General features: G+C 61.6%; 17 protein-coding genes. 8 read left to right on the top strand and 9 right to left on the bottom strand.

Annotated elements, in window-relative coordinates; genetic code table 11:
- Positions 1-47: 47 nt before the first annotated feature.
- Positions 48-2,153, bottom strand: coding sequence for a mechanosensitive ion channel family protein (locus NTD80_RS17615; RefSeq protein ID WP_262134428.1), 2,106 nt, complete (start codon positions 2,151-2,153; stop codon positions 48-50).
- Between the two features lie 177 nt (positions 2,154-2,330).
- Between NTD80_RS17615 and NTD80_RS17610 the strand changes: the two genes are divergently transcribed.
- From NTD80_RS17610 to NTD80_RS17590, 5 genes are all read left to right on the top strand, one after another.
- On the top strand, positions 2,331-3,533 hold the full coding sequence (locus NTD80_RS17610) for an MFS transporter (protein WP_106802502.1): 1,203 nt from the start codon (positions 2,331-2,333) through the stop codon (positions 3,531-3,533).
- 514 nt (positions 3,534-4,047) lie between these two features.
- Positions 4,048-4,974 (top strand): DUF72 domain-containing protein, encoded by a 927-nt coding sequence (locus NTD80_RS17605; protein ID WP_262134427.1) that lies wholly within the window; start codon positions 4,048-4,050, stop codon positions 4,972-4,974.
- Positions 4,971-5,747 (top strand): endonuclease/exonuclease/phosphatase family protein, encoded by a 777-nt coding sequence (locus NTD80_RS17600; RefSeq protein ID WP_106802500.1) that lies wholly within the window; start codon positions 4,971-4,973, stop codon positions 5,745-5,747. The genes NTD80_RS17605 and NTD80_RS17600 overlap by 4 nt, the downstream gene beginning before the upstream one ends.
- Positions 5,744-7,006 (top strand): cardiolipin synthase ClsB, encoded by a 1,263-nt coding sequence (gene clsB, locus NTD80_RS17595; protein WP_201145980.1) that lies wholly within the window; start codon positions 5,744-5,746, stop codon positions 7,004-7,006. The genes NTD80_RS17600 and clsB overlap by 4 nt, the downstream gene beginning before the upstream one ends.
- Entirely contained in the window at positions 6,996-7,952 is a 957-nt protein-coding gene (locus tag NTD80_RS17590) for a lysylphosphatidylglycerol synthase domain-containing protein (protein ID WP_262134426.1), read from the top strand. The genes clsB and NTD80_RS17590 overlap by 11 nt, the downstream gene beginning before the upstream one ends.
- A 106-nt stretch (positions 7,953-8,058) precedes the next feature.
- Here NTD80_RS17590 and NTD80_RS17585 read toward each other — a convergent pair whose 3' ends face one another.
- From NTD80_RS17585 to NTD80_RS17575, 3 genes are all read right to left on the bottom strand, one after another.
- Positions 8,059-8,814 carry an alpha/beta hydrolase family protein gene (locus tag NTD80_RS17585; RefSeq protein WP_262134425.1) on the bottom strand — a complete coding sequence of 252 codons (756 nt, stop codon included), beginning with the start codon at positions 8,812-8,814 and terminating at the stop codon, positions 8,059-8,061.
- A complete protein-coding gene (locus NTD80_RS17580; protein ID WP_262134424.1) occupies positions 8,804-9,913 on the bottom strand; it encodes a DUF3182 family protein in 1,110 nt (369 codons plus the stop codon). Before NTD80_RS17580 ends, NTD80_RS17585 begins: the two co-directional genes overlap by 11 nt.
- Positions 9,914-10,083: 170 nt before the next feature.
- Complete coding sequence (locus NTD80_RS17575) at positions 10,084-11,043, bottom strand: GlxA family transcriptional regulator (protein WP_262134423.1); 960 nt, start codon at positions 11,041-11,043, stop codon at positions 10,084-10,086.
- Positions 11,044-11,139: 96 nt separating this feature from the next.
- On the opposite strand from NTD80_RS17575, the gene NTD80_RS17570 reads away from it, so the two are divergent.
- Entirely contained in the window at positions 11,140-11,703 is a 564-nt protein-coding gene (locus NTD80_RS17570) for a cysteine hydrolase family protein (RefSeq protein ID WP_262134422.1), read from the top strand.
- A 21-nt stretch (positions 11,704-11,724) separates the two neighbouring features.
- On the opposite strand, the gene tam is transcribed toward NTD80_RS17570, so the two are convergent.
- The gene (tam, locus tag NTD80_RS17565; RefSeq protein WP_262134421.1) at positions 11,725-12,483 is read right to left on the bottom strand and encodes a trans-aconitate 2-methyltransferase; all 759 of its coding nucleotides are present in this window, start codon (positions 12,481-12,483) and stop codon (positions 11,725-11,727) included.
- A gap of 101 nt (positions 12,484-12,584) precedes the next feature.
- On the opposite strand from tam, the gene NTD80_RS17560 reads away from it, so the two are divergent.
- A complete protein-coding gene (locus NTD80_RS17560; protein WP_262134420.1) occupies positions 12,585-13,493 on the top strand; it encodes a LysR family transcriptional regulator in 909 nt (302 codons plus the stop codon).
- A gap of 67 nt (positions 13,494-13,560) precedes the next feature.
- Here the strand turns inward: NTD80_RS17560 and NTD80_RS17555 are convergent, their stop codons facing one another.
- Together NTD80_RS17555 and NTD80_RS17550 are read right to left on the bottom strand one after the other, a co-directional pair.
- Positions 13,561-14,076 carry a single-stranded DNA-binding protein gene (locus NTD80_RS17555; RefSeq protein ID WP_262134419.1) on the bottom strand — a complete coding sequence of 172 codons (516 nt, stop codon included), beginning with the start codon at positions 14,074-14,076 and terminating at the stop codon, positions 13,561-13,563.
- Between the two features lie 9 nt (positions 14,077-14,085).
- Entirely contained in the window at positions 14,086-15,480 is a 1,395-nt protein-coding gene (locus tag NTD80_RS17550; RefSeq protein ID WP_065909934.1) for an MFS transporter, read from the bottom strand.
- Positions 15,481-15,658: 178 nt separating this feature from the next.
- On the opposite strand from NTD80_RS17550, the gene uvrA reads away from it, so the two are divergent.
- A complete protein-coding gene (gene uvrA / locus NTD80_RS17545; RefSeq protein WP_106802493.1) occupies positions 15,659-18,493 on the top strand; it encodes an excinuclease ABC subunit UvrA in 2,835 nt (944 codons plus the stop codon).
- 66 nt (positions 18,494-18,559) lie between these two features.
- On the opposite strand, the gene bfr is transcribed toward uvrA, so the two are convergent.
- Both bfr and NTD80_RS17535 read right to left on the bottom strand, forming a co-directional pair.
- A complete protein-coding gene (bfr, locus tag NTD80_RS17540) occupies positions 18,560-19,024 on the bottom strand; it encodes a bacterioferritin (RefSeq protein WP_003176400.1) in 465 nt (154 codons plus the stop codon).
- Positions 19,025-19,179: 155 nt separating this feature from the next.
- Positions 19,180-20,628, bottom strand: a complete 1,449-nt coding sequence (locus NTD80_RS17535) for a catalase (RefSeq protein ID WP_262134418.1) — start codon at positions 20,626-20,628, stop codon at positions 19,180-19,182.
- Positions 20,629-20,758: the final 130 nt, after the last annotated feature.

Below are 20,758 nucleotides of genomic sequence, written 5' to 3'. Positions count from 1 at the left end.
GGGGGAGCCGGGCCTGCCCGCGATGAGGCCAGCCCGGGCGACATCAATCACTGGGTACGCGGCTGCTCCGTCACCACCACCGACGCCGGCACCGCTTCATCCGGCTCATCCACCTGCGGCGTGCGCTTGGGCAGCAGCACCTGCTGTGGATAAGTCTGCGCGAAGTGCACCTCATCACAGTTATCCACAAGCTTTTTCAGGCGCTGGTTGAACGCGCGACTGACTGCATATTGCCCACCGGACACGGTGCGGAACTGCGCGGTGAGAACCACACCGTTGAGGTCCATCTTGTCGACGCCAAACACCTCCAGCGGCCCTTGCAGGTTGTACTTGAGGAACACGTCGTCGCGGATCGACTGCCCGGCTTCGCGGATCAGCTCCACGGCCTTGTCCACATCGGTGTCGTAGGTGAACTGCACCGAGAAGAACGCATACGCAAACTGGCGTGACTGGTTGGTGACCGCCTTGATCTGCCCGAACGGCACCGAGTGCACGAAGCCCTTGCCGTCGCGCAGGCGCAGGGTGCGGATGGTCAGGCCTTCGACGGTACCGGCGTGGCCGGAGTCGAGCACCACCCAGTCGCCGATGGACAGTGTGTCTTCGATGATGATGAACAGGCCGGTGATCACGTCCTGCACCAGTTGCTGGGAGCCGAAACCAATCGCCAGGCCGACCACACCGGCACCCGCCAGCAGCGGCGCGACGTTGATGCCCAGGTTGGCCATGGTGGTGATCGCGCAGATCACCACCAGGATGATTTTCACCGCATTGCGCAGCAGCGGCAGGATGGTCTTGACCCGCGTGCTGGGCTGACGGCTGGAGCGTTTGTTCACCGGTGGCTTCAGCGCTTCCTGAATCGCCGTGTCGAGCACCACCCAGAACAGCCAGGTCACCAGAAGGATCAGGCCGATGCTGCTGAGCGAGTCGCTGATGGCGCGGCCCACCGAATTGCGCTGGGCGAATTCGAACAGCGAGACGCCCCAGATACGCCCGAGGATTTCGATAAAGGCGATCGCCATGGCGATGCGCAGGATCGCGTGCAGCAGGCTGAGGAAGCGCTCCTTGTAGGCACTGCTGCGCTGGATCGCCACCTGGCTGCGCGACTTGAACAGGTGTTGCAGCACGGTGCTGAGGAATACCGTGCCGATCAACAGGATGGTGGTGAACAGCGCGCAACGCAGGGCCTTCTGGTTGTCGTCGCCGGCACCGATCAGGTTGATTGCCGAGACCAGCACCATCAACAGGATCGGCCAGTACCACAGCCCCGAAAACACCCGCAGCGACTGTTGCAGCGCCGGGTGTTTCAGGCGCTGGGCCAAGGGTCGGTTGCGGATCAGGTGCGCCACCGGACGGCGCAGGCGCACCACCAGCACGCCGAAGATCACCGCGGCAAACAGGCCGGTAAACACCGCGATGCTGCTGGTGATATTGCCACCGAGCTGACGGGCGATCTGCGGACTGGTCAGCGCATCACTGAGGGCGGCGAGGAAGCCGATCAGGAACAGCGGCTTGGGGCAGTAATCGCGAATGATCTGCACCGCCGGGCGCTTGTGCCCTACGTTGAACATCACGATGACGCACAGCAGCATCGAGGTCGAGAAGATGCCGCTGCTGGTGGCGTAGGCAAAACACAGCGCCAGCGCGCGGCCGATAGATGTGGGTAAAAAATGGCTGACGTAGAGGGTCAGCGGCAGGCAGATCAGCGCGGGGATCGTGTAGGGCAGCACATACCCGAGCACCGCCTGCAATCGCTTGCGCTGCTGAATGAATGTGCGCTGGCTCAGGCGCCGTACGATGAAGCGCGCGAGCAACGTCAACACCGCGAAGGCGCCTATCCACACCCCCGACAGCAACAGGAAATCCCCGGCGACGCTCCACGGCGAGCGCTCGGCCGTCTGATCGACCAGCCGGCCGACTTCGTCCGCGGCGCGGTCGGCACGCAAACGCCATTCATCGATCAGGTTCTGATTGAGGTCGAGCTTCTCCTGCACATCATCGATGCTGGAGCTGATGGCACCGAGCAGGCCGCCTTCGACGAGCAATTCCGGCTTGGCCGGCGCTTCGGGTTCAGGCGCGGTGGCCGCGGCTTGCAGTGCGCCGCTGCCACAAAACAGCAGCGCGCCGAGCAGTAGTGCAGTCTTGAGATTCAGCAAAACGCCGGGCCTCCATCAACAGGGTCTGTAAGGAACTGACGGGTTTGAACCCTGATCGTTCCCCTGTTTCGAGATCTTTGACCTGCAGGCAAATATCAAATGTCGATCCCTGGCTTTTTCCGCACAGGCCAAAACCAGACACTGCGCTCCTGAATGAAACCCACCGGAGTTGCAGCCATGCCCATTGCCTTGCTCGCGCTGACCCTCAGCGCTTTCGCCATCGGGACGACCGAGTTCGTCATCGTCGGCCTGTTACCCACCATCGGCGCCGACCTGGGTGTCGACCTGCCGTCCGCCGGCCTGTTGGTCAGCCTCTACGCCCTCGGCGTGGCCATCGGCGCGCCGGTGCTGACCGCGCTCACCGGCAAGGTGCCGCGCAAATTCCTGCTGCTGTCGCTGATGGTGCTGTTCACCCTTGGCAACTTGCTGGCCTGGCAGGCGCCGAGTTATGAATCGCTGGTGCTGGCGCGGATCGTTACCGGCCTGGCCCACGGGGTGTTTTTCTCGATCGGCTCGACCATCGCCACCAGCCTGGTGCCCAAGGAAAAGGCCGCCAGCGCGATTGCCATAATGTTTACCGGCCTCACCGTCGCCCTGGTCACGGGTGTGCCGCTGGGCACCTTTATCGGCCAGCACTTCGGCTGGCGCGAAACCTTCCTCGCCGTGTCCGCCCTGGGTGTGATCGCGTTTATCGGCAGCCTGATCTACGTACCCAAACACATCGCCCACAGCAAACCCGCGTCGCTGCTGCAACAACTGCAAGTGCTCAAGCAACCGCGTTTGCTGCTGGTGTACGCAATGACCGCCGTCGGCTACGGCGGCTCGTTTATCGCGTTTACCTTCCTGGCGCCGATCCTTCAGGACATCTCCGGCTTCAGCGCCGGCACGGTCAGCCTGGTGCTGCTGGTGTATGGCATCTCGGTCGCGGCCGGGAACATCTGGGGCGGCAAGCTGGCGGATAAACGCGGCCCGATCAGCGCGTTGAAAATCATCTTTGCCCTGCTCGCGGCCGTGCTGTTTGTCCTGACGATGACCGCCAGCAATCCTTGGCTGGCCCTGGCCACCGTGCTGGTATGGGGCGCGGTCGCCTTCGGCAACGTGCCCGGCCTGCAGGTGTATGTGGTGCGCCAGGCCGAACATCACACGCCGAATGCGGTGGACGTGGCGTCGGGGCTGAATATCGCCGCGTTCAACCTGGGAATCGCCGGTGGCGCCTGGGCGGGTGGTTTGATCGTGGCCCATATGGGCCTGATTCACACGGCGTGGATTGGCGGGCTGGTGGTGCTGGTGGCCCTGGCGCTGACCGCGTGGAGTGGCCGGCTGGACCGCCTTGGCCCGGTGTATCCCGAGAGTTCGACACGCAGTGTGGTCGGGCACTGATGCGGTAGCACCTTCAATCCCATGTGGGAGCTGACTTGCCGGCGATGGCGGGGGGTCAGTCGATGAATTGATTGCTGACGAATCGCTATCGCAGGCAAGCCAGCTCCCACAGTTTTTTACCGGGCACTGATCCGGTAGCACCTTCAATCCTATGTGGGAGCTGGCTTGCCGGCGATGGCGGGGGGTCCGTCGATGAATTCATTGCTGACAAATCGCTATCGCAGGCAAGCCAGCTCCCACAGTTTTTTACCGGGCGCTGATCCGGTAGCACCTTCAATCCCACAGTTTTTTTCCGGGCACTGATTCGGCCACGCCTCAATCCCATGTGGGAGCTGGCTTGCCGGCGATGACGGTGGGTCAGTCGATGAATTGATTGCTGACAGATTGCCTTCGCGAGCAAGCCCGCTCCCACAGTTTTAGCCGGTGCCGTCTGTAGGACCGTGGAAACTTTCGCGCAAATAGCGCAGTCATTCCAGAACGGAGGTCACTCGACCCACCATTCACGGGAGTCACCATGGCGGCGATTCATATCGGCATTTCCGGCTGGCGCTACACGCCCTGGCGCGGGGATTTCTACCCCGAGGGGCTGACCCAGAAACGCGAGTTGCAGTTTGCGTCACGTGCCGTCAACAGCATTGAAATCAATGGTTCGTTCTACGCGCTGCAAACCCCCAAGCGCTACGCCGAGTGGTACGCAGACACCCCTGAAGGCTTCATGTTCAGCGTCAAGGCACCGCGCTATATCACGCATATCCTGCGCCTGCGGGAGGTGCACAAGCCAATGGCGAATTTCTTCGCCTCCGGGGTACTGGAGCTGCAGGAAAAACTCGGCCCGATCCTTTGGCAATTTCCGCCCAGCTTCACCTTCGACCCAGCGCTGTTCGAAGCCTTCCTCGCCGATTTGCCCACTGACACGCTGCAAGCCGCTACCCTCGCCCGCCAGCATGAGCCACGCCTGAACGGCAAGGCGAGCCTGCAGGCTCATGGCAAGCGCGCCCTGCGGCATGCGGTGGAGATCCGGCACAAGAGTTTTGCGGTGCCTGAGTTTGTGCAGATGCTGGCTCAGCACGGCGTGGCCCTGGTGGTGGCGGACACTGCCGGCAAGTGGCCGTACCTCGAAGACATCACCGCCAACTTCCTCTATCTGCGTTTGCATGGCGACAAGCAGCTGTACGCCAGCGGCTACACCGATGAAGCCCTCAAGCGCTGGGGTGATCGCATCGAGCGCTGGGCACACGGCAAGCAGCCGGCGGATGCGCACCTGGTCGACCCGCTGCGCAAGCCCGCCGCGCGCAAGCAGCGCGAGGTCTTCTGTTTTTTCGACAACGACATCAAGGTGCGGGCGCCCTTCGATGCCCGCCAGTTGCTCGGGCGTTTCGGGCTGGATAAGCACCTCCTCACCGAACCCGGCAAGTTGCCGGAACCCGGGGTGATGCCATGACACAGCCGGAATGGGTACCCATCGCCCCGACCACCGCGATAACGCGTTTTACCGTGTTGACGGTGAATATTCACAAGGGCTTCACTGCGCTGAATCGGCGTTTCATCCTGCCCGAGTTGCGTGAAGCGGTGCGCAGTATCGGCGCCGATATGGTGTTCCTGCAGGAAATCCATGGCACCCACGAGCGCCATCCCCAGCGCTATAGCGACTGGCCGAACATGCCGCAGTACGAGTTCCTCGCCGACAGCATCTGGCCGCAGTTCGCCTACGGGCGCAACGCGGTCTACCCGCATGGCGACCACGGCAATGCGCTGCTGTCGAAATTCCAGATCGTGCGCTACGACAACCTCGACATTTCACAAAGCGGGCATGAAAACCGTGGCCTGTTGCATTGCGTGCTGCGCCTGCCGGGCACCGGCCAAGAGGTACACGCAATCTGCATTCACCTGGGCCTGCGCGAGGTGCATCGCCAGCAGCAATTGCGCTTGCTGGAGCAGCGCATCCGCGAGATTCCGGCCGATGCACCTTTGGTGGTTGCCGGCGATTTCAACGACTGGCGCCAGCGTGCCGACCTCAGCCAGAGCGGCCTGAAGGAAGTGTTCATCGAGACCCACGGCAAACCCGCACGCACCTTCCCGGCGCGCCTGCCATTGCTGCCGCTGGACCGTATTTATGTGCGCAACGTGAAGGTGCATAACCCGCGAGTGCTCACTGCCCGCCCCTGGTCACATTTGTCAGACCACGCGCCCCTGTCGGTGGAGATTGAGCTATGAACGTTGCCGTGGAACACATCGCTACCGATCAGCCGCCGGATGAAGCCAAGGCCCGCGACCTGGATTACGGCTGGCAGAGCGACAACCGGGTCGAGTTGCTGGAGAACGGCGAGGCGTATTTCCCCCGGGTCTTCGAAGCGATGCGTGAAGCGCATCGGGAGATCCTGCTGGAGACCTTTATCCTCTTCGAAGACAAGGTCGGACACGAGCTGCAGGGCATCCTCATCGAGGCGGCGCAACGCGGGGTCAAGGTGGTCGTGAGCCTGGACGGTTTTGGCTGCGGCGAACTGAGCCCGGGGTTTCTCGGTGAGCTGGCGGAGGCAGGAGTGACGGTGCAGATGTTTGACCCGGCGTCCAAGACACTGGGCATCCGCACCAACTGGTTTCGCCGCCTGCATCGCAAGATTGTGGTGGTGGATGCGGCCGTGGCGTTTATCGGCGGGATCAACTTTTCCGCCGACCATCTGGGTGATTTCGGCCCCGAGGCCAAGCAGGATTACGCAGTGCAGGTGACCGGCCCGGCGGTGGCCGACCTGCATCATTTCGCCCTCGCGCAAAGCGGTCGACAGGTCCGCACCCGCCGCGGTTGGCGCCGGCGCCAGCAACGCCCTTCGCTGTGGGCCACCGAGAAAGGCAAAGGCCTGGTGCGCCTGATCTATCGCGACAATGTCCAGCATCGCGACGACATCGAAGAGGCGTATATCCACGCCCTGAGCAAGGCGCAGAAACGTGTGGTGATCGCCAACGCGTATTTCTTCCCCGGCTACCGCCTGCTGCGCGAGATTCGTAACGCCGCGCGCCGTGGCGTGCACGTGCAACTGATCATGCAGGGCCAGCCTGACGTGCTGCTGGCCAAGCTGGCTGCGCGCATGCTCTACGACTACCTGCTCAAGGACGGTGTGGTGATTCACGAGTATTGCCAGCGGCCGCTGCACGGCAAGGTCGCGCTGGTGGATGACGAATGGAGCACCGTCGGTTCGAGCAACCTCGACCCGCTGAGCCTGTCGTTGAACCTGGAGGCCAATGTGCTGATTCGTGACCGCGCCTTCAACCAGCAGCTGTACGAGCGCCTGGAAGTACTCGCTGACACGCATTGTCGGACCATGCCGGAGAACCGCAAGCCGCGCCTGTGGCTGTGGCGGCTGACCGTGGGTTTCCTGGTGTTCCATGTGATGCGCCACTTCCCCGCGCTGACGGGCTGGTTGCCGGCGCACAAGCCCCGCCTGAAACCTTTCGAGCGTTCGCCCCATGACGTCTGAAGCCAGCGGTTCTCGGTTCGCGCGCTGGAAGAAACCGCTGACTATCGCGTTCTTCCTGCTGTTGATCGTGCTGTTCACCCTGCTTGCCCGGCGCATCGACTGGAGCGAGGTGTTCGAAACCCTCGGCAATTTCAAGGTGCGCACGCTGATCATCGCGGGCGGGCTGACAGCCTGCAGCTTTGTCGTCTACGCCTGCTTCGACCTGATCGGCCGCACCTACATCCGTCAGCCCCTGCGCTGGAAACAGATCCTGCCAGTGGGCATCATCAGCTATGCGTTCAACCTCAACCTGAGCGCCTGGGTCGGCGGCATCGCCATGCGTTATCGGCTGTATTCGCGGCTGGGGGTGAGCACTGGCAACATCGCCAAGATCCTCGGCCTGAGCCTGGCCACCAATTGGTTTGGCTATATGGCCCTGGCCGGGGTGGTGTTCAGCAGCGGCCTGGTGACGATGCCGCCAGGGTGGAAAGTCAGCAGCGGTGCATTGCAGGGCATTGGTGTGTTGCTGGTCCTGGCCAGCCTGGGGTATCTGGCGGCCTGCCAGTTTTCGAAAAAGCGCGCCTGGTCGATTCGCGGAATCGAGATCAACCTGCCGTCGCTGCGTATGGCATGCCTGCAATTGGCGCTGGGGGCGTTGAACTGGTCGTTGATGGCCGCGGTGATTTTCACCTTGCTGCCGGCGAAACTGGATTATCCGCTCGTGCTCGGCGTGTTACTGATCAGCGCGATTGCCGGCGTAATCACGCATATCCCCGCCGGGCTGGGCGTGCTGGAGGCGGTGTTTATTGCCCTGCTGCAACATGAGGCCTCGCGCGGCAGTTTGCTTGCCGGGCTGATTGCCTACCGCGCGATCTACTTTATTCTGCCGCTGCTGATCGCGCTGGTGATGTACGTCGGTGTCGAGGCGAAGGCCAAGGCGTTGCGGGTGAAGAAAACACCGGCTTGAGAAAGATGTTGCCGGGGGCATCGCTATCGATGGCAAGCCAGCGCCTACACTGCGATGCGCTCCCCTGCAGGTGTTGGGTTGCCGCCAATAGCGATCCAAAGCCCCCCTATTGAGACTGGATGATGCTCAACCGCTCGCCCACCACCATCTCGGTAATCCAGTCCACCAGGATCGAGGTGTAGGCCTGCTGGGACACTGGATCGCTAAGGGAGTGATCCGCGCCATCGATGATGCGGTGAGTCAGCGAGTGCGTCTGCTGGCAGGCCGCGCGGTAGCTCATGATAGTCGCATGGGGCACATGGTCGTCGGTTTCCGATTCGACGATCAGCACATCCCCGGTAAATTGCGCGCAGGCATGCAGCGCGCGATTGGTCTCAGCCTGGACCAGGGTGCTGCGGTAATCCATCAGGTCGGCCTTGTCCAAATCGCGCTTGGGCTTGAGCCATTCCTGATCGCGATACAGCGCCGGCACACGCAGCGCCAGCCAGCGCACCGGGCGCAACGAGGTCAGAATCGCCGCCAGGTAACCCCCGTAGCTGGTGCCCACCACCGCCACTGCGGAGGTGTCGATGGCCGGGTGCGAGAGCAGCCGGTCATAAGCTGCCAGCAGGTCGCGCAGGTTGTCTTCGCGGGTAACGCGCGACAACGGGATACCGGTGCCGGCATGCCCCCGGAGGTCGAAGGTCAGGCACACGCAGCCTAGGCCGGCGATGCCTTTGGCACGCTCCAGGTCGCGCTCCTGGCTACCGCCCCAGCCGTGCACAAACAACACGCCCGGGACTTTGGATTTGGGGCTCAGGAAGGTGGCGCTCATCTGTTCGTCGTCGATATCGATCGCAATGCTTTCGCTTCTAGCCGTCATAAGATTTAACCGTCACATACTTGAGAAGAAACTCGCTGTTTTCCGCCGGGCCGCGGTACACCTCGATGGCATCGGCGGGCAGCGCCTGGTCCACGTAGGTTTCCACCGAGGACACCCGGATCGCGCGCAGGCCGGGGTGGTTGATGAAGCTTTGCAACGCCGCGACTTCCGCGCTGCTGGCCCCGCCCATGCGCCAGGACTGTTCGAGCACGCCACTGCGGCGCTGGCCGTCACTGTCCAGGCCCTGGGCGATGTCGTAGTTGCGCCGCGAGGCATAGAAGCCAGGGTAGGCCTCATCGGCGGCCGCGTCGAAAACCTGTGCTTGTTCGATGGCTTGGCGCACGTCGTCCGGCAGCGCGAGGGCGAGCAGCGTTTCGTAGTCGCCCGGGACCACGATTAAATCGGAACCGCCGTACACCTCTTCGCCGTGTGCGTCTTGTGTCAGGAACTGCTCGCCGCAATAACTGAGCACGTGCTCGCCAATAAAGCTCTGGCCCACGCTGTGGGTGATGACGTCGTGCAAGTCCTGCTCCAGCACCACGCCGCTCTCAAACAGCTGCGCGGCGTTTGGTCGCGCCAGCACCGCATCGAACGCGTCGAGACTGCGGATCACTTCCTGGCCACGCCCGGCGCAGGCATGCACCGGTTTCAAGCGAATCGGGCCGCTGTAGAGCAAGCGTGTGGCGGCTTCGCGTGCATCCTGCTGGGCAAATACGCTGAGGCCGTCGAGTACGACGTCGCGTACCCGCTCGCAGAACAATGGCGACCAGCCGAGTGGGGTCACCGCATCCGGGCCCAAAACGCCATGGCTGATGGCTTTGGTGCAGATAAAGTCGTGATCCACGTAGCCGCCCCACAGGTCTTCGGGGCCATTGACGTTCAGCGCGCGGGCCTGGGCCGCGCCGACCAGGGTTTGTGTGGGCAACAGGTAGAGGGCTCGGTCGGCATGCTGGTCGGGGTCATAGCTGCCACCGAACTTCAGCCCGAGGATCTGCGCCAGCCAGCGCGCCAGCGCACGATTGGTTTCCACCTCATGCTGTGGCGCACCCTCCCGCGTGGAGTGGGCAACTACGAGTTTTTTGCGATTCTTCGGGGTCATGCGTCCCCCTTGGCCTTCCGCCATGTGTGTAGTGGGGAGGTTGCAGGGATCAGGCCAAGGCGCCTTCAAGGAGGATGCGAATGAAATCAACCGGTTGTCGAAAAAGCGATGGCAGTTGGCCTGTTTGATTCTGCACGACGCCGCCTTGAAGCTGCGGCGTTCTGCACGATTCACACGCCGAAACGGTTGCGATAATCGCTGGGGGCCAGGCCAGTGATTTTCTTGAAGATCGCTCGAAATGCACTGGGGTCCTGGTAGCCCACGGTCCAGGCGATATGGTCGATGGTGCCGTTGGTGAATTCCAGCATCTGCCGCGCCTTGCCGACGCGCAGGTGCTGGCAGTATTCGGTGGGTTTCAAGCCGGTGGCGGCGCGAAACCGCCGCAGGAAGGTGCGTTCTTCCAGGCCCGCCTCCTGCGCCATCGCCGCCACCGACACGTCCACTGCGCCACTGGCTTGCAGCCAGTGCTGAACCTTGAGGATCGCGCTGTCGCCGTGCCCCAGGATCGGCGCAAAGTTGCTGCCGCATTGGCTGGCGCTGTCACTGTGCTCGATCACCAGGAAGCGCGCGGTACCGGCGGCGATGCTCGGGCCCATCAGGCGATCGACCAGGCGCAGGCCCAGTTCGGACCAGGCCATCAGCCCGGCAGTGGTGATCAGGTCGCCGTCATCGACGATAGGTTTATCGGCCTCCAGGCGCACCGCCGGATACCGTGTGGCGAAGGCGCTGGCGGAGGACCAATGAGTGGTGGCGCTGCGCCCGTCCAACAGGCCGCTGCGCGCCAGCATGATGGAGCCGATGCACACACCGCCGAGCACGGTGCCAACCGCGTGTTGCTGGCGAATCCACTCGAGCAGCGCGGGCGGTGCCTGTTCTTCGCTGAACTCACCGATTGAAGGCGGCACCAGCAGGGCCATCATCGGTTGCCCGGGGCCGGGGTGAGTGTCGAATACCCGCGCAGGCGTGCCATGGGCATCCACCTGCCAGTGGCTGACCCGCAGCAACGGCAGTTGCGCGGATTGATGCTCGGCAGCAATCCGGTTAGCCACCCCGAACAAATCGGTCAGGCCGTGGACAGCCGCCAACTGTGCACCGTGGTAGATCAACACGCCCAGCTCCACAACCGCCATTGTCAGTTTTCCCCCTGTTATTGTCGGTGCAGCCAATCCCGTGCGCCGGCGCCAGCTAACATACTGGCCCCATCAACCCATCACGAGGCAACACCCATGGCCAAGCAAGCGCTCATCCTAATCGATATCCAGAACGACTACTTCCCCCAGGGCAAGTGGCCGCTCGACGGCGTGGAAGCCGCGGCAGACAAGGCCGCGCAGGTGCTCCAGGCCTTTCGCCAGGCGGGCGATGCGGTGATTCATGTGCGCCATGAATTTACCTCGGATGACGCGCCCTTCTTCACCCCGGGCTCCGAGGGCGCTTATTTGCACCCCAAGGTGCTGAATGAGGGCAGCGAGCCGGTGGTGCTCAAGCATTTCGTCAATGCGTTTCGCGAGACCAACCTGCGTGCACTGCTGGAACAACGCAGCATCACGGAGTTGGTGGTGGTCGGCAGCATGAGCCATATGTGCATTGATGCGGTGGTGCGAGCGGCGGCGGACCTGGGCTACAAGGTCACACTGATCCATGACGCCTGCGCCACGCGGGACCTGGAATTCAATGGCAAGGTGATCCCGGCGGCGCAAGTGCATGACACCTACATGGCATCGTTGGCGTTTGGTTATGCCAGCGTGGTGTCGGCACAGGAGTATTTGCAGGCACAAGCGGCGGCCGCGTAACCGCCACTCGTGTGGAGCGCGTCAGCGCGTGGCGATGATGAACAGGCGCGGAAATGGCAGCAATACGGTGCCATCGTCCAGGGCTGGGTAAGCCTGGGTAATTCGTGCCTGATATTCACGTAGGAAGGCGACCTTTTCTTCGTCGGTCAACGGCGCCAGAAACGGCCGCAATGCCGAGGCCTTGAACCACTCCACCACAGCCGCGTGGTCGGCCAGTGGATGCAGGTAGGTGGTGCGCCACACGTCCACGGTGCAGTGTTTGCTCAACAGCTCGTAGTAGTAGTTCGCGCTGTGCCGCTCATTGTGTTTGACCGCACCGATGCTGGCCGCCCACGGGCCGTCGGCAGCCACCTCGCGGGCCAGCCGGTGGGCAGGTTCGTCGAGGTTGTCCGGCGTCTGCACGGCCAGCGTGCCGCCGGGCGTCAGTTGGTTGACCAGATGCGGGTAGAGTGTGGCGTGGTCCGGCAGCCATTGCAGCGAGGCATTGGCCAGGATCACATCGTAAGCCTGTGCAGGGCGCCAGGCCCCAATATCCGCCAGTTCGAAGCTCAACGCCGGCAGCCGTTTGCGGGCGTCGACCAGCATGTCATCGGAGCTGTCCATGCCAGTGACGTGCGCCTGCGGGAAGCGCTCGGCGAGTACTTCGGTGGAGTTGCCGGGGCCGCAGCCCAGGTCGACGGCATTGCGCACCTCGGTATTCGGAATGGCCGCGACCAGGTCACGGACGGGACGGGTGCGCTGCTGTTCGAACATTGTGTATTGCTTGGCTGACCAGGTCATCGCGGCTTTCCTTCTTTTTGAGGTTGGCTACAGCCTAATTCTTGTGAGCCATGAGAACAAATGCCAGGATTGGCTACCTCCCATACCTCAAAAGTATTCCTATGCTGGAGCTTCGCCAACTCAAAGCCTTCGTTGCCATTGCCGAAGAAGGCTACATCACCCGCGCTGCGCAACGCCTGGGCATGCAGCAGCCACCGTTGACGCGCTTGCTGCAAAGCCTGGAAGCCGAATTGGATGTGGTACTGATGGAACGCCTGCCACGCGGCGTGCGGCCGACTCCGGCCGGGTTGGCCCTGCTGGATGAAGCACGCGAGGTGCTGGCGCGCGTCGACGGTGTCGCCGATGTCGTGCGTCGCGCCGCTCGGGGAGAACGCGGGCGCCTGGCCATCGGCTTTACCAGCTCAGCGGCCTTGCACCCGTTTGTGCCGAGTGTGTTGCGGCTGTTTCGGGAAACCTTCGTGGGAGTCTCGGTCGTACTGGAGGAAGCCGGAACCGGCGAACTACTGGACGCGCTGGCGCATGAGAAACTCGACGCGGCGTTTATCCGCTCACCGCTCAGCGGCACGCAATCATTGCAGGACGAGCCGATCCTAGTGGAGCCGATGTTGCTGGCGCTGCCGACCGATCATCCATTGGCGATCGACTTTGACATCCCCCTGCCCTTGTCTGCGCTGGCCACCGAGTCTTTCGTGCTCTATCGCCGTCGTGTCGGACTGGGGTTGTATGACGCAATCCTGGTGGCCTGCCGTGAAGCGGGGTTCAGTCCGCAAGTGGTCCAGGAAGCACCGCGCATGACCGCCACGTTGAGCCTGGTGGCTGCGGGCCTTGGGGTGTCGATTGTGCCGGCGTCTATGCAGCGGCTGCGGGGGGATGGCATCGTCTACCGGGAGTTGAGCGAGTGCCGCAGCCTGGTAGCACCCTTGCATCTGGCGACGCGGGTGGGTGATGGCTCGGCAGTGCTGCAACGCTTTAAGGAATTGGTGGTGCGAGCGGCCTCGACAGACGCCTGACAAACGGCAATAAAAAACCCCCGAGGCTTGCGCCGTCGGGGGTTTTGCTCGTTCCGAAGGTTAAACCTTAGAACGGGATATCGTCATCAAAGCTGTCGAAATCCGGCGCAGGCTGCGGCGCGGCCTGTTGTGGCGCTGGACGCGACTCACGCGGTGGCTGCTGGCTTGGCTGCGGACGCGACTGTTGTGGACGCGGTGCCGAGTTGGACATGCCGCCCTGGCCCTGTTGGTCGCCCTGTGGACGGCCGCCCAGCAGTTGCATGGTGCCTTGCATGTCGACCACGATTTCGGTGGTGTAACGCTTGATGCCGTCTTTTTCCCACTCGCGGGTCTGCAGCTTGCCTTCGATATAGACCTGCGAACCTTTGCGCAGGTACTCACCGGCGATCTCGGCGACCTTGCCGAACATCGATACGCGGTGCCATTCGGTTTTCTCGACCTTCTGGCCGGTCTGCTTGTCGGTCCACTGTTCGCTGGTCGCCAGACTCAGGTTGGTCACGGCGTTACCGTTAGGCAAGTAGCGAACTTCGGGATCCTGGCCGCATGTACCGACCAATATGACTTTGTTAACCCCACGGGCCATAACGTTCTCCTAGGCTGGGCGCGCTGTCGGCACTGGGTTGACCAGTTGCTCGAGCGTCGCGCGATCCAATAATTCGGTGTCCAGTTTGATGTAAATGGCCGCCTCTTCAGCGACCACGACTGCATCTGTTACCCCTACGACGGCCTTCAGGCGCTCTACCAGACCGCTTTCACGGATCGCCTCTGGCGACAGCGGCAAACGCAGACTTGTGACGTAGGGAGGTTCGCGCATGGTAACAGCAAAGGCCAGCCAAAGTGCAGCCAGCCCGGCGCATCCGAGGAACACAACCGACAAACCGCCATGCTGGAACATCCAGCCGCCCATGATGCCGCCCAGTGCGGAACCCAGGAACTGACTGGTGGAATACACCCCCATCGCAGTGCCCTTGCCCCCGGCCGGTGAAACTTTACTGATCAGCGACGGCAGCGAGGCCTCCAGCAGGTTGAACGCGGTGAAGAACACCACCGTGCCGATTACCAGCGCCCGCAGGCTGTCGCCGAACTGCCAGAAGAATAGCTCAGTGAGCATCAGCGTCGTGACGGCGCCGAGCAAAACTCGTTTCATTTTGCGTTTCTTCTCGCCGTAGATGATGAACGGGATCATGGCGAAGAACGAAACCAGCAGCGCTGTCAGGTAGACCCACCAGTGCTGCTCCTTGGGCAGACCGGCTTTTTCCACCAGTGCGAGAGGCAAGGCGACGAAGCTGCACATCAGCATCGCGTGCAATACGAAGATACCTAAATCCAGGCGCAACAGGTCCGGGTGCTTGAGCGTCGGTAATAATGCCTTGCGTGCGACACCCGATTCACGGTGCTGCAGGGTGCCGGTGGAGCGCGGCACCATAAAGGCCACGATCACGATACCGAACAACGCCATGCCGCCAGTGGCCAGGAACAGCCCGTGCAAACCGAAGGCACGCGTCAGCAAGGGGCCGACCACCATCGCCACGGCGAAGGACAGACCGATGGTCATGCCGATCATGGCCATGGCCTTGGTGCGGTGTTGCTCGCGGGTCAGGTCCGACAACAACGCCATGACAGCGGCGGAAATTGCACCGGCGCCTTGCAGGATGCGTCCGGCGATCACGCCCCAGATCGAATCGGACTGGGCCGCGAGCACACTGCCGAGGGCGAACACGATCAGCCCCAGGTAAATCACCGGGCGACGGCCGATGCGGTCGGAAATGATCCCGAAAGGAATTTGGAAAATTGCCTGGGTCAGCCCATAGGCGCCAATCGCCAGGCCGATCAATGCGGGGGTCGCGCCTGCGAGGTCCATCCCATAGGTCGCCAGCACCGGCAACACCATGAACATGCCAAGCATACGGAAGGCGAACACCAGGGCCAGACCGCTTGCTGCTCGGGTCTCGCCGCTACTCATGCGTTCGCTGTGGGGATCGTGCATGGAAAAACCTCGTGTGAACCGGCGGCGATTCTACCAGTCCCATCGATTGAGAGGGTATATGCGGCGGTTTGCCGCGCAGCTTTCATGTAAGGCTGCAAGCGGCCTTTTGACAGTGTATATTCATCCAGTCTTTAGCCGTATACTCCGGCATTATTTACGCCCGCCGTGCGAGGCCATCTTGGACAAGATCCTGATTCGTGGGGCTAGAACCCACAACCTGAAGAACATCGACCTGACCCTGCCCCGGGACAAACTGATCGTCATCACCGGCCTGTCCGGCTCCGGCAAATCGTCCCTGGCGTTCGACACGCTGTATGCCGAAGGCCAGCGCCGCTATGTGGAGTCGCTGTCGGCCTACGCCCGCCAGTTCCTGTCGATGATGGAAAAGCCAGACGTCGACACCATTGAAGGCCTGTCGCCGGCGATCTCCATCGAACAGAAGTCGACCTCCCATAACCCACGCTCCACCGTGGGCACCATTACCGAGATCTACGACTACCTGCGCCTGCTCTACGCGCGAGTAGGTATTCCACGCTGCCCGGACCACGACATCCCGCTGGAGGCCCAGACCGTCAGCCAGATGGTCGACCTGGTGCTGGCGCAGCCGGAAGGCGCGAAGCTGATGCTGCTGGCACCGGTAATTCGCGAGCGCAAGGGTGAACACCTTTCGGTCTTCGAAGAGCTGCGCGCGCAAGGTTTTGTACGCGCGCGCATCAATGGCAAGCTCTATGAGCTGGACGAAGCGCCTAAGCTCGACAAGCAGAAGAAGCACTCGATCGATGTGGTGGTCGACCGCTTCAAAGTGCGCGCCGACCTGCAGCAGCGTTTGGCGGAGTCGTTCGAGACCGCATTGAAGCTGGCCGATGGCATCGCCCTGGTCGCACCGATGGACGACGAGCCAGGCGAAGAAATCATCTTCTCCGCGCGCTTCGCCTGCCCGATCTGTGGCCACGCCATCAGCGAGCTGGAACCCAAGCTGTTTTCCTTCAACAACCCGGCTGGCGCCTGCCCCACCTGTGATGGCCTGGGTGTGAAGCAATTCTTCGACATCAAGCGCCTGGTGAATGGCGAACTGACACTGGCGGAGGGGGCGATACGCGGCTGGGACAGGCGCAACGTCTATTACTTCCAGATGCTCGGGTCGTTGGCCTCCCATTATAAGTTCAGTCTTGAAGTACCCTTCAACCAACTGCCTGCTGACCAGCAGAAGGTCATTCTCAACGGCAGTGGTTCGCAGAACGTCGACTTCAAGTACCTGAACGACCGTGGCGACATCGTCAAGCGCTCGCACCCGTTCGAAGGCATCGTGCCGAACCTGGAACGCCGTTACCGCGAGACCGAATCGGCAAGCGTGCGCGAGGAGCTGGCGAAATTCCTCAGCACCCAGCCGTGCCCGGATTGCCGTGGCACACGCCTGCGTCGTGAGGCCCGGCATGTTTGGGTCGGCGAGAAGACCCTGCCGGCGGTGACCAACCTGCCAATCGGCGATGCCTGTGAATACTTTGGTGTACTGAAGCTGACCGGACGCCGCGGGGAAATTGCCGACAAGATCCTCAAGGAAATCCGCGAGCGCCTGCAGTTCCTGGTTAACGTGGGCCTGGACTACCTGTCGCTGGATCGCAGCGCCGACACCTTGTCCGGTGGTGAGGCCCAGCGGATTCGACTGGCCAGCCAGATCGGTGCAGGCCTCGTGGGCGTGCTGTATATCCTTGATGAACCGTCGATTGGCCTGCATCAGCGCGACAACGACCGCCTCCTGGGTACGCTGAAACACCTGCGGGATATCGGCAACACGGTGATCGTGGTCGAGCACGATGAAGACGCGATCCGCCTGGCGGATTATGTCGTCGACATTGGCCCGGGTGCGGGTGTGCATGGCGGACATATCGTCGCTGAAGGCACACCTGCCGAAGTCATGGCGCACCCGGACTCGCTGACCGGCAAATACTTGTCTGGCCGCGTGAAGATTGAAGTGCCGGCCAAGCGCACTCCGCGCAACAAGAAGCTCGCGCTGCACCTCAAGGGAGCGCGTGGCAATAACCTGCGCAATGTGGACCTGGAAATCCCCTTGGGCCTGTTGACCTGCGTGACCGGCGTGTCCGGCTCGGGCAAGTCGACGCTGATCAACAACACGCTCTTCCCGCTGAGTGCCACCGCCCTGAACGGCGCGACTACGCTGGAAGCTGCAGCGCACGACAGCATCAAGGGCCTGGAACACCTGGACAAGGTGGTCGATATCGACCAGAGCCCGATTGGCCGTACACCGCGCTCCAATCCGGCAACCTACACCGGGCTGTTCACGCCGATTCGCGAGCTGTTCGCCGGTGTGCCGGAGTCCCGCTCGCGGGGCTACGGGCCGGGCCGGTTCTCGTTCAACGTCAAGGGTGGGCGCTGCGAGGCCTGTCAGGGCGATGGCCTGATCAAGGTCGAGATGCACTTCCTGCCGGACATCTACGTGCCATGCGATGTGTGCAAGAGCAAGCGCTATAACCGCGAAACCCTGGAGATCAAATACAAGGGCAAGAGCATCCACGAAACCCTCGAGATGACCATCGAGGAAGCCCGGGTGTTCTTCGACGCCGTCCCGGCGTTGGCGCGCAAGCTGCAAACACTGATGGATGTGGGCCTGTCGTATATCAAGCTGGGGCAATCGGCGACCACCCTGTCCGGCGGTGAAGCGCAGCGGGTGAAGTTGTCGCGCGAGCTGTCCAAGCGCGATACGGGCAAGACCCTGTATATCCTCGATGAGCCAACCACCGGTCTGCACTTCGCGGATATCCAGCAACTGCTGGACGTGCTGCACCGCCTGCGGGACCACGGCAACACCGTGGTAGTGATCGAGCACAACCTGGATGTGATCAAGACAGCCGACTGGCTGGTAGACCTGGGGCCGGAAGGCGGCTCCAAGGGCGGCCAGATCATTGCAGTGGGGACACCGGAGCAGGTCTCCGAGATGCCACAGTCCCACACCGGTTACTACTTGAAACCGCTGCTGGCGCGCGATCGGGCCTGACCTTCCCGGGCCCAATAAAAAGCCCCTGTCACTTCAAGATGACAGGGGCTTTTTTGTAGCCGGAAATCAGAACTGCGATTGCAGGTAGTTCTCCAGGCCGATCAGCTTGATCAGGCCAAGCTGTTTTTCCAGCCAGTAGGTGTGATCTTCTTCGGTATCGTTCAACTGCACCCGCAGGATTTCCCGGGTGACGTAGTCGTTGTGCTGCTCGCAAAGCTCGATGCCTTTGCAGAGGGCGGCACGGACCTTGTACTCGAGGCGAAGATCGGCAGCGAGCATGTCAGGCACCGTGGTGCCCACATCCAGATCGTCGGGCCGCATACGTGGCGTGCCTTCGAGCATCAGGATACGGCGCATCAGAGCGTCGGCGTGCTGTGCCTCTTCTTCCATTTCGTGGTTGATACGCTCGTAGAGCTCGGTAAAGCCCCAGTCTTCGTACATACGCGAGTGGATGAAATATTGGTCACGAGCTGCCAGTTCGCCCGTCAGCAACGTGTTGAGGTAATCGATTACGTCGGGGTGACCTTGCATCGCCCTACATCTCCCTGCTTGAAAGCCTGTAGTTTGAACCATGCTGATCTATAGGTCACGAGATCAACGGCAGAAAAGTGAAGATTTCCGGAGAAAAGTAGCTGAAATAACGCAAAAACCGCCCAAATGAGGGCGGTTCTGCTTATCGTTTAGAGTCAGTTAAGCGATACACCCAGTGCCTTTGCGATTGCTTCTCCATAAGCAGGATCTGCCTTGTAGAAGTGCTGCAATTGACGCTGAACCACATCACTGGAAACCCCGGACATTGCACCGGCGATGTTACTGGTGAGCAATGCTTTCTGCTCATCATTCATCAGGCGGAACAGCGCACCTGCATGGCTGTAGTAATCGGTGTCTTCGCGGTGATCGTAGCGATCCGCGGCACCGTTCAGCGCCAGGGCAGGCTCAGCGTACTGCGGGGCTTGCTTCGGTGCGTCACTGTAGCTGTTGGGCTCATAGTTGGGCGCCGCACCACCGTTGCTGCCGAATGCCATCGAGCCGTCACGCTGGTAGCTATTTACCGGGCTACGCGGGGCATTCACCGGCAGTTGCTGGTGATTCGTGCCGACGCGGTAGCGGTGGGCATCTGCGTACGCGAACACACGCCCCTGCAGCATGCGGTCTGGCGACAAGCCCACACCCGGCACCATGTTGCTCGGACCGAACGCAGCTTGTTCCACTTCGGCGAAATAGTTCTGCGGATTGCGATTGAGCTCCAGCTCACCCACTTCGATCAGCGGAAACTCCTTCTGCGACCAGGTCTTGGTCACGTCGAAAGGGTTCTCATAGTGAGCGTTTGCCTGGGCTTCAGTCATGATCTGGATGCAGACGCGCCATTTCGGGAAATCACCGCGCTCGATTGCACCGAACAAGTCGCGCTGGGCGTAATCAGGATCGGTACCAGCCAGGCGTGCAGCCTCGGCAGGCGCCAGGTTCTTGATGCCTTGCTTGGTCTTGTAGTGCCACTTCACCCAGTGACGCTCGCCCTTGGCGTTGATCAGGCTGTAGGTATGGCTGCCGAAGCCATGCATGTGACGGTAGCCATCGGGGATGCCACGGTCCGAAAACAGGATGGTGACCTGGTGCAGCGCCTCAGGGGAGTGCGACCAGAAGTCCCACATCATCTGCGCGCTTTTCAAGTTGCTTTGCGGCAGACGTTTCTGGGTGTGGATGAAGTCAGGGAACTTCAATGGATCACGAATGAAGAATACCGGCGTGTTGTTACCCACGATGTCCCAGTTGCCTTCTTCGGTGTAGAACTTCAGGGCGAAACCACGCGGATCGCGCTCGGTGTCAGCCGAACCACGCTCGCCGCCTACCGTGGAAAACCGCAGGAAGGTTGGGGTTTGCTTGCCAATAGACTCGAACAGTTTGGCACTGGTGTATTGAGTAATGTCTTTTGTCACGGTGAATGTACCGTAAGCACCCGAGCCTTTGGCGTGTACGCGACGCTCAGGGATGTTCTCACGGTTGAAATGGGCAAGCTTCTCGATCAGGTGAAAGTCGTCAAGAAGCAGCGGGCCACGAGGGCCGGCGGAACGGGAATTCTGGTTATCCGCAACGGGCGCGCCACTGGCAGTAGTAAGGATTTTGTTCTGGCTCATGCTCAATTTTCCTCAGGTCGGACTTGGAACTGCCGGCTATCGGCTTGGAGGAAGTATCGATCATCAACATGACGTCTACAAATTCATTAAATTGCAGACATCAATAGAGAAAAACTACCGACAATCCCTC

Source organism: Pseudomonas sp. 13B_2.1_Bac1, from assembly GCF_025466155.1.
Lineage (GTDB): Bacteria > Pseudomonadota > Gammaproteobacteria > Pseudomonadales > Pseudomonadaceae > Aquipseudomonas > Aquipseudomonas aylmerensis.
Note: the sequence above shows the minus strand (reverse complement) of the source record. Positions and strands in the feature narration are given on the sequence as shown.

Bases quoted from the DNA above. Each gene is read 5' to 3' on its own strand.
- NTD80_RS17610 (WP_106802502.1), top strand. From the start codon at position 2,331: ATGCCCATTGCCTTGCTCGCGCTGACCCTCAGCGCTTTCGCCATCGGG.
- NTD80_RS17605 (WP_262134427.1), top strand. From the start codon at position 4,048: ATGGCGGCGATTCATATCGGCATTTCCGGCTGGCGCTACACGCCCTGG.
- NTD80_RS17600 (WP_106802500.1), top strand. From the start codon at position 4,971: ATGACACAGCCGGAATGGGTACCCATCGCCCCGACCACCGCGATAACG.
- clsB (WP_201145980.1), top strand. From the start codon at position 5,744: ATGAACGTTGCCGTGGAACACATCGCTACCGATCAGCCGCCGGATGAA.
- NTD80_RS17590 (WP_262134426.1), top strand. From the start codon at position 6,996: ATGACGTCTGAAGCCAGCGGTTCTCGGTTCGCGCGCTGGAAGAAACCG.
- NTD80_RS17585 (WP_262134425.1), bottom strand. From the start codon at position 8,814: ATGACGGCTAGAAGCGAAAGCATTGCGATCGATATCGACGACGAACAG.
- NTD80_RS17580 (WP_262134424.1), bottom strand. From the start codon at position 9,913: ATGACCCCGAAGAATCGCAAAAAACTCGTAGTTGCCCACTCCACGCGG.
- NTD80_RS17575 (WP_262134423.1), bottom strand. From the start codon at position 11,043: ATGGCGGTTGTGGAGCTGGGCGTGTTGATCTACCACGGTGCACAGTTG.
- NTD80_RS17570 (WP_262134422.1), top strand. From the start codon at position 11,140: ATGGCCAAGCAAGCGCTCATCCTAATCGATATCCAGAACGACTACTTC.
- tam (WP_262134421.1), bottom strand. From the start codon at position 12,483: ATGACCTGGTCAGCCAAGCAATACACAATGTTCGAACAGCAGCGCACC.
- NTD80_RS17560 (WP_262134420.1), top strand. From the start codon at position 12,585: ATGCTGGAGCTTCGCCAACTCAAAGCCTTCGTTGCCATTGCCGAAGAA.
- NTD80_RS17555 (WP_262134419.1), bottom strand. From the start codon at position 14,076: ATGGCCCGTGGGGTTAACAAAGTCATATTGGTCGGTACATGCGGCCAG.
- NTD80_RS17550 (WP_065909934.1), bottom strand. From the start codon at position 15,480: ATGCACGATCCCCACAGCGAACGCATGAGTAGCGGCGAGACCCGAGCA.
- bfr (WP_003176400.1), bottom strand. From the start codon at position 19,024: ATGCAAGGTCACCCCGACGTAATCGATTACCTCAACACGTTGCTGACG.
- NTD80_RS17535 (WP_262134418.1), bottom strand. From the start codon at position 20,628: ATGAGCCAGAACAAAATCCTTACTACTGCCAGTGGCGCGCCCGTTGCG.